Below are 15690 nucleotides of genomic sequence, written 5' to 3' on the forward strand. Positions count from 1 at the left end.
AAATTCATTTAGGTTAACATTTATTTTGAGCCCCTATTCCTTATTTAAGTCTTTTAACTATAACAGCCCAATCAATATCATTATCTGAAGGCGGACTCCCTATTTGAACCCAGGTCCCACCATCAATAATTTGAATAGATCCTGATTGAAGGTCTCCTCCAATTCTGGGATTATACCAAAGTATTTCAAATTTTCCATTTTGCCCCTCCAGATTTAAACTGGCTGTGCCACCATTTTTTAAATATAAGGCATAGATTTCCCCTTCTTTGCCAAAACAATAATTGTTGGAGTTTCTGATTTTTTTGTCAAGATCAGACATTTCCTTATAGGGGAGTTCTTTAAAAAAATGATTTGCTATAGCAGATTGCTCCCATATATTATTTCGGCTTCTCCAATCTTCTGCATTTAAGTCGTGAGGTGGTTTTAACCACCCAAAATACCACTCTATTCCGGCACCTCCAGCCATTAGTGTACCCCAAAGTGCATCTTGCCTCAGCGCATCATGTGCAGGATCATCTTCATCCGTTTTGGTTCCCGTATGCCATGGGCCAATTTCATCCATCATTAGAATCCATGGCCTTTCTGCCTCCTCAGATTTATGAATCCAATTTATAATATCATTGTGAATATTTTCTATATTGGATACCTGCATTGAAAGTCCATCCAATTTATCAAAATGAAGTAACTTACTAAGAATAGGATTTCTGGATTCTTTATCCGGCAAGGTGTGTATTACCACAGGATTCTTATATGGATCATGGTCTTTTATATAACGAATCATAGAATATCTTTGTTGGTCGTTTTGTCCATTAGGCCACCATGGTGCTGAACCATTTTCCTCTCCCATATTCCAGATGATATTTTTGTGATACCCAAACCTTGATATAAGTTCCCTGTAATATAGTTTGCGCTCTTCTCCGGTGTACCCATCATCAAGTATTAGCTCGTTTTCTTTTTCCTGAGTCACCAAATTCAATATTATCCCTAAATTTTCGGCATGTGAGAAAATAATGTCCCATTGCCCAAGTTTACTCACATCATACCTCTTAAAATCGCTTTTCCTATGACTCAGAAATGGCCAAACATCTTGTGCATCACCTTCTATGTTCAGGGTGAGTGCATAGACACTATTCATGCCTTTTGAGGCTAAATAGTTCAGTGCCCCTATTATTCCCTTACCTTTTGTCCCCTGCCATGTAGGGTCTCCATTTTTCCAGTCTTGTCTATGCGGATTCCAGGTTTTTATAAACGATTTTTCACTGTCATAAGAATAGGTGCTATCAATATCTGCATATGCCAAAAAATTCTCTGGTGAATTAGTCCCGAATTTCAAAAGAGGTTCCCCGTTTTCTGTATGCAGATACCTGTTATTGGCATAACAAAGTCTCCCTCTTGCACTAAAGCCTGATGCGTTTTCATCTGGTAAAACTACTTCTATAACTCCCGTTTTGCCGTCATGTGGAGCAATTGACAGCCCTGTATAAGTGTCCTCATCTAAAGCAAGCTTTCTTCCTTTTTTGAATGAAACTCTGTATTTCCAATTCCCCGCAGTATTTGGTGTAAATATTACCCTCCAGATACCTCCAGAAGAAGCGCTGGTTTCGGCTGCATTTCCATCGGCCGCATAATATCCGGGTATTGAAAATAATTTATCCCCAAGTGCAAAATCTACCTGTAAACGATAATCGGTAAAAGGATTTACTGACGAAGTTTCACTGGTAGACTCAATTTTAAAGTCCAATATTACCGGTTGGTATTGCCTATGATCATTTTGTGTGAATCCTATTCTATAGAAAAAAAGTAAAAAAAGGATCTGAATTATATATAAATTATTCTTCATAAAACTAAGATATGATGTTCAAGTCGTGTCTAAATATTTCAATTTGCTTTAAAGAGAATCACATAATAAACAGTGATTGAGACATCTAATGTAACAAAGATGTAATTACTTAAATAAGTTCTTTAGAAATATTATTCTATCGCTGTGAGTTCCCTCACAAGAATAGGAAATTAAAAAAAGTTGGTTTTGATTTCCAGGGGCTTGTGTTGGCTAAAAATTTATCCCTATTTTTAAAACCACAAAATACAACTATGGCTAATAAACCCGCATTTATCAAAGAACTTTCTTTACCTGCTATCGCAGCGCCCATGTTTCTCATCTCTGGTCCCCAATTGGTTATTGAATGTTGCAAAAATGGAATTATAGGAACTTTTCCCGCTCTTAACCAACGTACAAGTGAAGGATTTGAAGAATGGCTAATTCAAATAAAATCCGAATTAGACACTTTTGAAGAAAAAACAGGGGTTAAAGCAGCACCATTTGGTGTAAATCTGATTGTTCACCCTACAAATCCAAGACTGGAAGCAGATCTAAAATTATGCATTAAACATAAAGTTCCCATCATTATTACCTCTTTGGGTGCAGTATCGCAAGTAGTTGATGCTGTGCACAGTTACGGCGGGCTGGTTTTTCACGATATAATTAAAAAAAGACATGCAGAAAAGGCAGCAGCAGCAGGCGTAGATGGCCTAATATTGGTTGCTGCAGGGGCAGGGGGTCATGCAGGTACGATTAATCCTATGACCCTTGTGGCAGAAATTAAAAAGTTCTACGATAAAACCATAATCCTTTCAGGTTGTATAAGTACCGGCAGGGATATTGCATCTGCCTTACAAATGGGCGCGGATTTGGCTTATATGGGTACTAGATTTATTAACACTCTTGAAAGTAAAGCACCGGAGGAATACCGGCAGATGATCATAAAAGCAGGGGCCAGTGATATAACCTACACTGCAGCAATATCGGGAGTGCATGCTAATTTTCTAGGAGCGAGTCTTGCCGCGGCAGGAATTACAGAAGAAGACCTGAAAAAAGATGTTAAAATTGATTTTGGAAAGGAATTAGATACGGAAGCCAAAGCTTGGAAGACAATTTGGTCTGCAGGTCAGGGAGCAGCTACTGTAGAAAATGTACTTACCGTTGCTGAACTCACAGAAAAACTTAAATCTGAATTTAAAGCAGCGATTGAATCACAAATTGCCTTATTGGACAATTATCCAAAATGATACTTAAAAAATCTGTAAATACATATGTACGTAAAAAGAAACATAGGCTGGGGAGTTATTCTTAGATATGCCTGGAAAAACCTTATCTTTTTCAGCCTATATGCAAGCCTAATATTTTATGTGTACCATTTTCTGGGATGGAATTTTATTGATATTCCCTTTCAGCCAATAAGTGTTATTGGTATTGCTGTTGCATTTTATATTGGATTCAAGAACTCTCAAAGCTATGATCGTTTTTGGGAAGGTCGAAAAATTTGGGGTGGCATAGTTAATTACAGCAGAACCTGGGGAATTCAGGTATTAAGTTTTGTACGCACTGAGGATAAAACGTACGAAAAAAAGATGCAAGCCCAATTGATTTACAGACATATTGGATGGATTAACGCACTTAGAGTACAACTCAGGCAACCAAGACCATGGTCCTTAAAAGAGGACAGATCAGTTGAAAGAATGTTTGATAAGCATGGAGAGCGAAACCCTTCCTGTAATGAGGCCTTTAAATATGTAAATAAAAGAGAGTTTATAGACCTTAAAAAAAGGGTAAATCCGGCTACGTATTTGGTCAAAAACCAGGCCATGGATATAGTTGCTCTAAAAGAAAAAGATGTTATTGATGGTTTTCAGGAAGATCAGATGCAGTCTGTTTTAGAAGAGCTCTATAATCTTCAAGGTAAAAGTGAACGAATAAAAAACACTCCTTTTCCCAGACAATATGGATATTTTTCAAGGGTTTTTACCTGGATATTTATTTTGATATTACCTTTTGGTCTACTCGACGTTTTTGAAGATGATACCTTAATATCAATTGATTCTATGCAAGCCTGGTACGTATTTTTAATGATTCCGTTTTCGGTTCTGATCTCATGGATATTTATTACTATGGAGAAAATTGGGGATTATAGTGAAGATCCCTTTGAAGGCCGAATAAATGATGTGCCCATGACCGCCTTATGCCGAACAATTGAAATTGATTTACGAGATATGCTGGACGAAGAAAACCTGCCCGATCCTGTTAAACCTAAAGACCATGTACTATACTAATGCCTTTGGTTAAATCTCATTACAATCCTCCCCTCCCATTTAAAAATGGCCATGTATCTACTATTTATTCCGGCCTGATTAGAAAGGTTTCTAACCTAAACCAGCAAAGGGAGCGTCTGGAACTTGAGGATGGAGACTTTATCGACCTTGACTGGAGCTTTGCCGCTGCGCCCAGTACTGTTGTAGTTATTCTTTTACATGGTCTTGAAGGACATGGGCAACGCCCCTATATAACAGGAAGCGCCAAGCATTTTACTTCCAATGGACTGGATAGTTGTGCAGTTAATTTCAGAGGATGCAGCGGAGAAACCAACCGTCTATTCAGATCCTATCATTCAGGAGCCACAGATGATCTCAAAGAGGTTATACAACATATCCTTTCTACCGGGAAATATAGCAGTATTTATATTAAAGGATTCAGCCTGGGAGGCAATCTGACATTAAAATATTTGGGAGAAGGGCCTGTAGCAAATCAAATAAAAGGGGCTGTAACCGTATCCGTTCCATGTAGTTTACACGATTCTCTAATTCAATTGCTAAAATTGAAAAATACACTTTATGCCAAAAGATTTAAAAAACATTTGGTGGAGAAATTATATTTAAAACAGCAGAAATTCCCGGAATTAATATCTGTAGAAGAAATAAACAACATCGGGAACCTAAAAGATTTTGATGATATTTATACCAGTAGGGCTCATGGGTTCAAAAATGCTATGGATTATTATGCACAGTGCAGTAGTCTTCAGTTTTTACCCAGGATAAAAATTCCAACCTTGATTATCAATGCCCGGGACGACTCATTCTTAGGTCGGGATTGCTACCCGATTGAAGAAGCTAAAAATAATCCACTTCTTTATCTTGATATGCCCAAACATGGTGGACATGTAGGATTCTTTGGTCCGCTAAACATATCTTATTCTGAAAAAATTGGTTTAAAATTTATAAAGGAATTATTTTGATCCGTGCTATTTCATATATTAGTGCTTCTAATCTAAACAACATGCGAAAAATTTTTGCCATAATTGGAATTTGTGCCCTGCTAGTGAGCTGCGGCGAAAAAAAAGGAGAGAAAAAAGAAGAGGGTTTTGAAATGAACCGTGCCAAAAAGGAGGTGAAGGTAGAAACTAAATCTGAAACCGTTCCGGTTGATTTGAATAACAAGGGAGTTGGACCTATAACCTCCGTAGAATTTGCTTCTGAGATAGATTCGGAACTAGCTGCTGCAGGTGAAGCAAAATACAACACTATTTGTACTGCTTGCCATATGGCTGACCAACGTATGATAGGACCTGCCTTAGCGGGTGTTTATGATCGTAGAAGTCCGGAATGGGTAATGAATATGATCCTAAACCCGGATGTTATGATTAAAGAAGATCCTATTGCTCAAGCCCTATTAAAAGAGTACAACAATGCCATCATGCTCAATCAAAATCTAACTGAAGAAGAAGCCCGGGCAGTTGCAGAGTACTTACGTACCCTTTAAAACCGGATTAAGAATATTAATAAGTGCTGTTCTCAGTTAATAAATTGACGAGTGCGGCACTTTTGCTTTTTACAGAATTTAATCAATAGAGTAGTAGTTACTTTCTTATTGGTAATAAACACTCACAGAAGTTAGGACTTCCCTCATTATATCTTTTAAAACCAATAAGAAAGTTTTAGTTTCGCACAGACAAATTGAAAACATGAAATATTTAATCCGACAAAAAATAGCTTTGAGATTTTTGATTACACTTTTCTTAATAATATCAAGTCTCACAAGTTACGGGCAAAGTAAAAATTTTATTGATCAACCCTATTTAGAAACCACTGCAAGAGTAGATACCTTGGTTATACCAGACCGTATTTATTTGTCAATCCTAATCACAGAAGCAGACACAAAAGGAAAAACTTCAGTTGAAAAATTGGAAAATAAAATGGCCGACAAACTGAAAACACTAGGCATTGATATCGAGAAACAACTTACCCTTACTGATTTGGGGAGTAATTTTAAAAAGTACTTTCTCAGGAAAGTGGATGTTCAAAAAGACAAAGAATATTCATTATTAGTGTATGATGCCGTAACTGCAGGCAGAGTAATAATGGGTCTTGAATCTATCGGAATCTCCAATCTAAACCTGACAAAAACCGAATATTCGAGTCTGGAAAAGCTCAAAATTGATCTAAGAAAAAGAGCTGTAGGTGCGGCAAAAAACCAGGCAGAAGCAATGGTTCTACCTTTAGATCAAAAGCTTGGACATGCTCTTTTTATATCTGATCTAAACACAGGGGTACAATATAGGATGGAAGAAAGAATGGTTAGGGTACAAATGTCTAAGGAGGCAGATGAAGATCAACCCATTGAAATTGAATTTGAAAAGATAAAAGTAGAGAGTACTGTGAACGTTAAATTCGCAATACAGTAACAATCAGACTTTATCTATTGCTAGTTTATAAGTAGGGTCCTCCAAGACATTTACATCAATTATGGCATCTGCATTCGTTAACAAACGCCGGCAATCCTCACTTAAATGCCTTAAATGTACCTTCTTCCCAACTTTATGGTAGCGTCCCGTTATTTTGTTTAACGCTTCAATGGCAGACATATCTACCACTCTGCTTTCCTTAAAATCTATAATAACTTCATCCGGGTCCTCAAGTACCTCGAACTTTTCATTAAACAAAGTCACAGATCCAAAAAATAACGGTCCATAGATCTCATAGTGCTTAATTCCATTCTCGTCAATATATTTTCTGGCGCGTATCCTCTTGGCGTTATCCCATGCAAATACAAGGGCCGAGATAATTACACCAACCAAGACAGCAAGTGCAAGATTATGCAGAAAAACGGTAACCAGGGTTACTAATATCATTACAAGGACATCAGATTTCGGCATTCTTCTGAAGGTACGCAAACTGGCCCACTCAAATGTTCCTAGTGCAACCATAATCATTAATCCTGTAAGTGCGGCCATAGGCACTTTTTCAATCAAATTAGCCCCAAACATAATAAAGACAAGAAGCATCACTGAAGCCACTATACCGGATAATCTTGCTCGTGCACCATTGGAAGTGTTGATTAAACTCTGTCCTATCATGGCACAACCACCCATTCCGGAAAAGAGTCCGGAAAGTATGTTTGCAGTTCCCTGGGCTACTGCTTCTTTATTACCACGCCCTCGTGTTTCCGTAATTTCATCTATAATATTAAGGGTCAATAAACTCTCTATTAACCCAACCCCGGCAACTATAGCCGCATAAGGAAAAATGATCTGCAGGGTTTCTAAAGTAAAAGGCAGTTGTGGGATATGAAAGGGTGGAAAACCGCCCTGAATAGATGCTATATCCCCAATTGTTTTTGTATCAATATTGAATGCAAGTACGAGTCCAAAAACAGCCAGGATGGCAATTAATGAGGCAGGAACTGCTTTGCTTAATTTGGGTAATCCCCAAATTACCAGCATTGTGATTAGAACTAATCCTAAAAAAATAAACAAGGAACTGCCAGACATCCATAAGCCATCAGACGACTTGAACTGGTCTAACTGCGACATAAAAATAATAATAGCTAGACCGTTTACAAATCCAAAAATTACGGGATGAGGTACAAGGCGCATCAATTTGCCTAAACGAAGAAATCCGGCTGCTAACTGCATGATTCCGGCCAATATCACCGCGGCAAACACATATTCGACCCCATAATCCACGGCAAGCGAAACTATGACTACGGCTACGGCCCCGGTCGCTCCGGAAATCATTCCAGGTCTTCCTCCCAGAATAGAAGTAACCAGCCCCATAACAAATGCTGCATATAAACCGGTTAAAGGGGATAAGCCCGCTATAAGAGCAAATGCTATGGCTTCCGGGACCAAAGCCAGTGCAACCGTTAATCCTGATAGGACTTCAGTTCTGTAATTTACTTTTTGCGAAAAATCAAATAGATTTAAGTACTTCTTCAAACCCTTATTATTTTAAGGGGGCAAAAATAGCACTTATTAACTGTTAATAGCCTTAATTGAAAAGAATTATGGATTTCATAAATTACCAGCGATTCAACCCTAATAATTTCTTTCCAAGTTCAGATAATTTAGCAGTATCATATCTGACTTGCTCCCAATTTCTTGGATCACCGGGAAATGCGTAACCCTCAGGTGCTATTCTGTTCTTCCAGGAATTAATGCGCCATTGTCTTAATTCTTCATTTTCTTCCTCTGCCGGCATCATAGAAATGTATTGGGCAATCCTAACTTTATTCTCAGATCTGTTTGGCCTGATGCCATGGGGCTCCGTGCTATTAAAAATAAGCAGGTCACCAATTTCTAGTTTTACTTTTACAATCTTATCTTCAAGTTCTGAAATATCCGGTTGAAAGTGATCCCGATCTTCAGGTTGGGTAAGCTTCCAACTATCATAATTTCTGTATAACCATGGAATGCACTGAAAACCACCCATATTCTCATCGGTTTGGTCTGCCAGGGCCAATACTCCCTGTACATTTTGCGGTTTGGTTTCAGGGTCATAATCCCAATGAATAAAACCTTTCCTTTCAAATCCAGGCCTTTGAGGAAAATTGAGATTTGCTCTATCAATTGTTACCCATAATTTTTCAGTTCCCCAAACATCCACAAAAGCATCATAAACACGTTGCATTTGCCTGTTATTCCATAGGTGCTGGTTATTGTATACCTCAACCATACCTGTTCCTGTTAGTTCTTTCATTTGCATTTCAGCCCTTGGGGGAGCATACCAGGTTTCACTGTCGTTAGGATCCTTTTCATCAAATTCCCACAAAAAATCTGCTGTTGTCTTTGCCTGGGATGCGGGGACGGCATTTTTAATTACTATATAGCCGTTATGCTTCCAAAACTCCCAGTCCTTTTCGCTAAGAACCCTTAATGGAACTTTATTAGACCGATCATTTAATTCTAATTTGCTGCTTGTAGCAGTTGAGGGGTTTCCCGGAATATCCTTATGAGCTTTATTAGCCATTTCCAGTTTGGATGCTGATTTTTCCATGATAATTCTGTATTGTGATTAAAAGATTGTCAAATCTAAATAGATCAAATGTAGATCACCTCCTTGATTTTGATCATTATTTGAATTATATTGATCTTTTATATCATTATTTAAGACCATAATAACAATTAAGTTAAATTATTAAGTTGAAAATACAATTAGAACAAATAAATCCAGACGCCAAAAGCTCATTCCGATTACTCCACAATCCGAGATTGAATGATTTATTCTATTGGCATTTTCACCCGGAATATGAATTGGTCTACATAGAAGGCACTAACGGAACCAGGCACGTAGGAGATCATATCTCTCAATATGAGCATAGTGATCTGGTATTAATAGGGTCCAATATACCTCATCTAAACTTTGATTTTGGCATACAGACCGAGTACAAAAAAGAAGTTTTGCATGTTAGTTCGGCGTTTAAGAACAAAATATTTACAGAAATACCAGAGCTAACTGAAGTATTTGAGCTCTTTGAAAAATCTCAGCAAGGAATAGCATTCACCGGAAGAACAAAGGTAAATATTGGCTCGAGGCTCAAAAAACTTCATGTTTTGGCGCCCTTTTCACAGTTTCTGGAAGTACTGCATATTTTCTCCATTTTAGCTGCCTCTGAGGAGTATGTATTATTGCATGATTATCCGGTAATAAATAAATACAATCAAAAACAACAGGACCGCCTAAAAAACATCTATGCCTTTATAGACGAAAACTACCAAAGGAAAATAGAGCTTGAAGAAGTGGCAGCACTTTCCAATTTAAGTAAAGAAGCTTTTTGCCGCTATTTTAAAGGTGCCACAGGAAGTGTTTTTACATCCTTTTTAAACCAATATCGCATTAGCCAGGCCAAACGATTACTCTTGAAAGGAAGAAATATCAGCGAGACTTGTTACGACTGTGGTTATGAAAGTCTTTCCTATTTTAATCGTATTTTTAAAAAAATTGCCAATGAAAATCCATCTGATTTTAAAAAAAGATATCTGAAAAGGTAATCCTTATTGGTGTCCTCAACCCAGAAAATTTACTTTCATCCTACCCCTTTAAATAGCTTTTCTTTACTGATGGTAACCAAAATAATTAATGATAAAAAAAACCGCCCTGGAATTAATTCCGGGGCGGTTTCTAACTAAATAACCAACCAAAAATAATTTTTCATTCTCATACCATTCTCTACTGTCTTTAACGCATAATTCAAAGTTTTCATTGTGCAGAAACAGGTAAACCAGTGTTAAAATTTTATGCATTTCATCGTTTTCTAGATTGAGAGTTTGATAGTCCTTGTTATGGCCAATTTACTCGTAAAATATTATAACTCTATGACTTTCAAATAAGTAAGTCGTTATTTTTTTTAATTACATTTGATGGACTAATTTAATTTGATGGAAAAAGAATTAAAAATTGCAGTTCTAGGTGGTGGAAGCTGGGCAACAGCTATTGTAAAAATGCTTACTGAAAACCGGGATAAAGTAATCTGGTATATGCGCAATGAGGATGCTTTAGAATATATAAAAGCCAACAAACACAACCCTAATTATCTTACTTCAGTAGAGTTTCAACTAAAACAGTTAGTTCTTACCAATAATATGGACGAGGCGGTTTCTATGGCTAATCTGTTGATTTTTGCCATTCCATCTGCTTTTTTAGAGAGTGAACTCAAAAAACTTACTATCCCTATAAGGGATAAAATTATATTCTCAGCTATCAAAGGAATTGTTCCTGAAACAGGTTTAATTGTAGGAGAACATTTTCATCAAAAGTATAATATCCCCATTGAAAATATTGGAGTGATTACCGGTCCTTGTCATGCCGAAGAAGTGGCCTTAGAGCGCTTGTCCTATTTAACGGTTGCCTGTGCAGATACAGCTAAAGCCAGGATGCTCTCTGAACATCTGAACAGCCATTATATTAAGGCCAAGATTTCCGATGATATCATAGGCACCGAATATGCGGCAATGCTTAAAAATATTTACGCGTTGGCAGCAGGTATAGCTCACGGATTAGGATATGGCGATAATTTCCAATCTGTTTTAATGAGCAATGCTATCCGCGAAATGAAGCGTTATATTTCGAGAGTTCACAAGATGAAACGAAATATTAACAATTCTGCCTATCTGGGGGATTTACTTGTTACGGGCTATTCAATTTTTAGCCGAAACAGGATGTTCGGAAATATGATTGGCAAAGGATATAGAGTAAAAAGTGCCATGATGGAAATGAAAATGATAGCTGAAGGTTATTACGCAACGGAAAGTGCCTATAAGTTAAAATCAACATTTAAAAAGAAAGTTAAGACCCCAATTATAGATGCAGTGTATGATATTCTGTATAACCAAAAGAGCGCCAAAGTAACTTTCAAAGCACTTACAGATAAATTGGATTGACCCTGAAATTTTTTTATTAGATTCTAAATGAATACTTTAGAAATATTTTGGCGCCATGTTATTTCTAAATATTTTGAAATGAATCTAAAAAATATCCTTCTTTTTATGGTTATATCTGTCATTTTTTTATCCATGGCTTTCACCTCCAATGGAAGTCCCGAATCGTCAGAAATAACAAAGAATATAGATTCCTTCATTGCTTATTCACAAGAAATTCCCGGAAGTGAGATTACCATTAAAATGAACCCTATAAAAGGAGGTGAATTTTTGATGGGAAACAATAACCATCAAGAAGATGAAAAACCTCAGCACAAGGTTTTGGTAGATGATTTCTGGATGAGTGCATTTGAAATAACATGGGATCAATATGAACTTTTTTTAGAGAGACAGATCGATACTTTTGGGCAGAAAGATTTGGATACAGAAGTTACAATAGATATTGATGCCATATCTTCCGCAACAACCCCGTATGTAGATATGAGTCACGGCATGGGTAAAAAAGGTTTTCCGGTTGTAAATATTACCCAATATGCGGCAATAACATTTTGCAAATGGCTTAGTGCAAAAACAGGAAATTTCTATAGGCTTCCCACAGAAGCAGAATGGGAATATGCAGCCAGGGCTGGTAGTACTGCCTCCTATTATTTTGGTGATGATCCTATAGAATTAAATTTATATGCCTGGTATGATCATAATAGTGAAGGAAAATATCATAAAGTAGGTACTAAGCAACCTAATAAGTATGACCTTTATGATATGCACGGAAATGTTGCTGAATGGACCATGGACAAATACGCTACAGATACATATGCTAATAGATCAGGGGAAACTTCAGACAACCCATGGATAAAACCCACAAAACTATATCCAAGATCTGTTCGTGGCGGCTCCTGGATGGATCCCGCTATCGAGCTCAGATCATCTGCCAGGATAGGCTCCTCAGCAGAATGGAAAAGAATTGACCCCCAGATTCCTAAAAGCCAGTGGTGGTTTACTAATGCCCCAAATGTTGGTTTTAGAATTATTCGTCCGAAAGAAACCCCTCCAAAGGAAGAAATGGAGGCTTATTGGCTTACAGCAATAGATGACTATTAAAAACTCTAAAAATGGAAAATAAAAATCACGCTCTTACCCGTAGAAATTTTTGCAAAAACACTGCTCTGGCAGCAGGTGGAATATTAACTGTTCCTTTAGATGTAGCAGCTTCAGCACACGTCCTCGGTGACGATGCTATTAAAATCGCCCTGGTCGGTTGTGGTGGCAGAGGTACCGGCGCCGCAGCACAGGCATTGAGCACTAAAGAAAATGTAAAATTGGTGGCGATGGCCGACGCATTTCAGGATCGATTGGATAACTGCTATGAAATATTATCCAAGAAATTTATTGATACAGATAAAGTTGCCGTTAAGGATGAAGATAAATATCTGGGTTTTGAGGCCTATAAAGCTGCTATTGACAAAGCAGATGTAGTATTACTAACCACTACACCAGGTTTCAGGCCAGTTCATTTTGAGTACGCCATAAGTAAAGGTAAGCATGTATTTATGGAAAAGCCAGTGGCTACAGATGCCAGTGGTATACGAAGTGTTCTAAAAACAGCGAAAATTGCTAAAGAAAAAAAACTGAATGTTGTGGTTGGATTACAAAGGCATTATCAACGAAATTATCTTGCATGCCTTGAAGAGATAAGAGCAGGTAAAATGGGCCAGATCGTTTCGGGACAGGTATATTGGAACAGTGCTGGGGTATGGGTCAAAGATCGTCAGGAAAACCAAACAGAAATGGAATATCAAATGAGGAATTGGTATTATTTTAACTGGTTATGCGGGGATCATATCGTAGAACAGCACATTCACAATATAGATGTAGCCAATTGGTTTATTGGGGAGTTCCCAATACATGCCCAGGGCATGGGTGGCAGAGAAGTGAGAAAAGGAAAAGAATTCGGCCAAATATTTGACCACCATTTTGTTGAATTTACTTATCCCTCCGGCGCAGTAATTTCCAGCCAGTGTAGACATCAAAAAGGTTGTTTAGACAATGTATCTGAAAGTTTTATGGGTACAAAGGGTAAAATTTACACCGATTCACAGAATAAAGGTATAATTACTAGCTATGATGGCAGTACCATCTATAAACATCAGGGGACTAATGATCCGAATCCTTATCAGACAGAACATGATGCTTTATTCGCTTCTATAAAAGCCGGAGGAGTTATAAGTGATACGGAACATGCAGCAAAAACGACTATGACCGCAATTCTTGGGAGAATGGCCACCTATTCAGGGCAGCTAATCACTTTCGAGGACGCCTTAGAAAAAGGGAGGAGCCTGATGCCCAATGCATATAGTTGGGACGCCATGCCTCCGGTATCACCAGATGAGAATGGCTATTACCCAATTCCAATACCTGGAGTGACAGAAGTATTAGAAGAATAGAAAAGAGGTGCCAACAACAGTCTGATTTATAGATTAATCTCTGTCTCAGACGCATTACTTTTTGAAAAAACAATATTAAACCCGATCTACAGAATAACTGGAATGCTCATGTATTTCTTGTATCATATTTTCTTTCCAGGAAAGGATTTGCGAATCATCCAATTTAAAAATTGACTTGAATTCATCCAGAATCGGATCCAGTAGAAAGGGTATGCTTTCAATATCGAAATATAAGCGACCCGTTCTGCGGATAAAAAAGTCCATGGGTGAAGTTATCATTTCATAATTAATTCCGTAATGAAGTTCGGCTTTGGCAATTCTTATGTATGGATCTTTATCTTTTAGAATGGAATAATCCTCCAAAATAGTGTCAGCTTGCTTGCCATAAGTTGTTACCAGATACCATGCATCATATTCTGTAAAACCATCTGCTACTATTCGTTCAAATATTTCTGAAATATACTTATTGACGTATTTAGTTTTTTTGAAATCATTACCGCATAAAGGGATCTGAACAGTTGTACATTCCTCGAGTTCAACTCCTTCCTCCTCTTCCATTTTTTTAGATAGCAGATTTACAACTCTTTCCGCCATTTTTCTATACCCGGTAAGTTTGCCTCCGGCCATACTAATAAGGCCGGTATCTGAAATAAATATCTCATCTTTTCGGGATAATTCGGAAGTAGATTTTCCCTCTTCATGGATTAAGGGTCGTAAACCTGCCCAGGAAGAGATTATATCTTCCAATTCCAAATTTATCTTAGGAAACATATTGTTAACCGCCGATATTAAATAAAGGGCATCAACTAAATCCGGTTTAACATCATCTTTATCCTGATCATAGTTAGTATCGGTTGTGCCCACATAGGTAATTCTACCTCTGGGGATTGCAAAAATCATTCGCCCGTCGGGAACGTCAAAATAAACAGATTGTTTTACCGGTAATTTTGCATGCGGAAATACCAAATGAACCCCTTTTGTAAGATGAAGGCGTTTCTTTTTTTTAGAATTATTTATACTTCGCAATTCATCTACCCATGGGCCGGCAGCATTTATCACATATTTTGATTTAATAGTAAATACATGACCGGATAAAGCGTCCTTAAAATGTACCCCGGAAATAATATCACCAGTATAATCAAAAGCTGTAACCTTTGCATAATTCAAGGCAATAGCGCCGAAAGTAAGGCTGGTCTTTATATTTTCAATTGTAAGCCTGGCGTCGTCTGTGCGATATTCAGCATAATAACCGGCCCCTTTTAATTTCTTCTTTGGCAATAACGGCTCCAGATCTAATGCCTCTTTTTTTTCAAGCATTTTACGCTTATCATCGCCTGAAACCTGCGCCAGAAGATCATAGACCTTTAATCCAATAGATGTAAGCCATTTTCCATAAGACCCGCCGTCAATTAAAGGAAGTAACATTTTTTCGGGAAGCACAAGGTGCGGTGCGAGTTTATGAACTATAGCCCGTTCAGATCCCACTTCTTTTACCAACCAAAAATCAAAATGCTTGAGATATCGAAGGCCACCGTGAATTAACTTAGTAGATTTACTACTGGTTCCTGACGCAAAATCCCCTTTTTCTAGCAGGGCCACTTTTAGGCCTCTGGCAGCAGCGTCAAGGGCAATACCACCTCCAGTAATTCCACCTCCAATAATTACAAGATCGAATTTCGTTTTGGTTAGGTTTTGAATGATTTCATTCCGATCCAGGTTTGAAAATGGTATGTTCTCCTTCATGTTTTTGTAATTCAAGGGTTATA

General features: G+C 37.7%; 14 protein-coding genes. 9 read left to right on the forward strand and 5 right to left on the reverse strand.

The genetic code is table 11. The features are described from left to right. Window positions 1-40: 40 nt before the first annotated feature. Entirely contained in the window at window positions 41-1840 is a 1800-nt protein-coding gene (locus ABJH90_RS13320; protein WP_348141276.1) for a DUF5060 domain-containing protein, read from the reverse strand. A 251-nt stretch (window positions 1841-2091) separates the two neighbouring features. Here ABJH90_RS13320 and ABJH90_RS13325 point away from each other — a divergent pair, with 251 nt between their 5' ends. From ABJH90_RS13325 to ABJH90_RS13345, 5 genes are all read left to right on the forward strand, one after another. Next, entirely contained in the window at window positions 2092-3066 is a 975-nt protein-coding gene (locus ABJH90_RS13325) for a nitronate monooxygenase (RefSeq protein ID WP_348141275.1), read from the forward strand. Window positions 3067-3090: 24 nt separating this feature from the next. After that, entirely contained in the window at window positions 3091-4107 is a 1017-nt protein-coding gene (locus ABJH90_RS13330) for a bestrophin family ion channel (protein WP_348141273.1), read from the forward strand. Then, the gene (locus ABJH90_RS13335; protein ID WP_348141271.1) at window positions 4107-5066 is read left to right on the forward strand and encodes an alpha/beta fold hydrolase; all 960 of its coding nucleotides are present in this window, start codon (window positions 4107-4109) and stop codon (window positions 5064-5066) included. Before ABJH90_RS13330 ends, ABJH90_RS13335 begins: the two co-directional genes overlap by 1 nt. A 41-nt stretch (window positions 5067-5107) precedes the next feature. After that, window positions 5108-5590 carry a cytochrome c gene (locus tag ABJH90_RS13340; protein ID WP_348141269.1) on the forward strand — a complete coding sequence of 161 codons (483 nt, stop codon included), beginning with the start codon at window positions 5108-5110 and terminating at the stop codon, window positions 5588-5590. Window positions 5591-5792: 202 nt separating this feature from the next. Continuing rightward, entirely contained in the window at window positions 5793-6512 is a 720-nt protein-coding gene (locus tag ABJH90_RS13345; RefSeq protein ID WP_348141267.1) for an SIMPL domain-containing protein, read from the forward strand. A gap of 3 nt (window positions 6513-6515) precedes the next feature. Here the strand turns inward: ABJH90_RS13345 and ABJH90_RS13350 are convergent, their stop codons facing one another. Then, entirely contained in the window at window positions 6516-8045 is a 1530-nt protein-coding gene (locus tag ABJH90_RS13350; RefSeq protein WP_348141265.1) for a SulP family inorganic anion transporter, read from the reverse strand. Between the two features lie 82 nt (window positions 8046-8127). Then, a complete protein-coding gene (locus tag ABJH90_RS13355) occupies window positions 8128-9102 on the reverse strand; it encodes a phytanoyl-CoA dioxygenase family protein (RefSeq protein ID WP_348141263.1) in 975 nt (324 codons plus the stop codon). A gap of 146 nt (window positions 9103-9248) precedes the next feature. Here ABJH90_RS13355 and ABJH90_RS13360 point away from each other — a divergent pair, with 146 nt between their 5' ends. Next, a complete protein-coding gene (locus ABJH90_RS13360; RefSeq protein WP_348141261.1) occupies window positions 9249-10097 on the forward strand; it encodes an AraC family transcriptional regulator in 849 nt (282 codons plus the stop codon). A 63-nt stretch (window positions 10098-10160) separates the two neighbouring features. Here ABJH90_RS13360 and ABJH90_RS13365 read toward each other — a convergent pair whose 3' ends face one another. Next, the gene (locus ABJH90_RS13365) at window positions 10161-10349 is read right to left on the reverse strand and encodes a hypothetical protein (RefSeq protein WP_348141259.1); all 189 of its coding nucleotides are present in this window, start codon (window positions 10347-10349) and stop codon (window positions 10161-10163) included. A gap of 135 nt (window positions 10350-10484) precedes the next feature. On the opposite strand from ABJH90_RS13365, the gene ABJH90_RS13370 reads away from it, so the two are divergent. From ABJH90_RS13370 to ABJH90_RS13380, 3 genes are all read left to right on the forward strand, one after another. Then, the gene (locus ABJH90_RS13370) at window positions 10485-11486 is read left to right on the forward strand and encodes an NAD(P)H-dependent glycerol-3-phosphate dehydrogenase (RefSeq protein WP_348141257.1); all 1002 of its coding nucleotides are present in this window, start codon (window positions 10485-10487) and stop codon (window positions 11484-11486) included. Window positions 11487-11564: 78 nt separating this feature from the next. Beyond that, window positions 11565-12581, forward strand: coding sequence for an SUMF1/EgtB/PvdO family nonheme iron enzyme (locus ABJH90_RS13375; protein WP_348141255.1), 1017 nt, complete (start codon window positions 11565-11567; stop codon window positions 12579-12581). A gap of 11 nt (window positions 12582-12592) precedes the next feature. Further along, window positions 12593-13924 carry a Gfo/Idh/MocA family oxidoreductase gene (locus ABJH90_RS13380; RefSeq protein WP_348141253.1) on the forward strand — a complete coding sequence of 444 codons (1332 nt, stop codon included), beginning with the start codon at window positions 12593-12595 and terminating at the stop codon, window positions 13922-13924. Window positions 13925-13999: 75 nt separating this feature from the next. Here ABJH90_RS13380 and ABJH90_RS13385 read toward each other — a convergent pair whose 3' ends face one another. Further along, window positions 14000-15667, reverse strand: a complete 1668-nt coding sequence (locus tag ABJH90_RS13385; protein WP_348141251.1) for a glycerol-3-phosphate dehydrogenase/oxidase — start codon at window positions 15665-15667, stop codon at window positions 14000-14002. Window positions 15668-15690 lie beyond the last annotated feature (23 nt).

It is taken from the genome of Eudoraea sp. (genome assembly GCF_039969275.1).
In the GTDB taxonomy this organism is placed as follows: Bacteria; Bacteroidota; Bacteroidia; order Flavobacteriales; family Flavobacteriaceae; genus Eudoraea.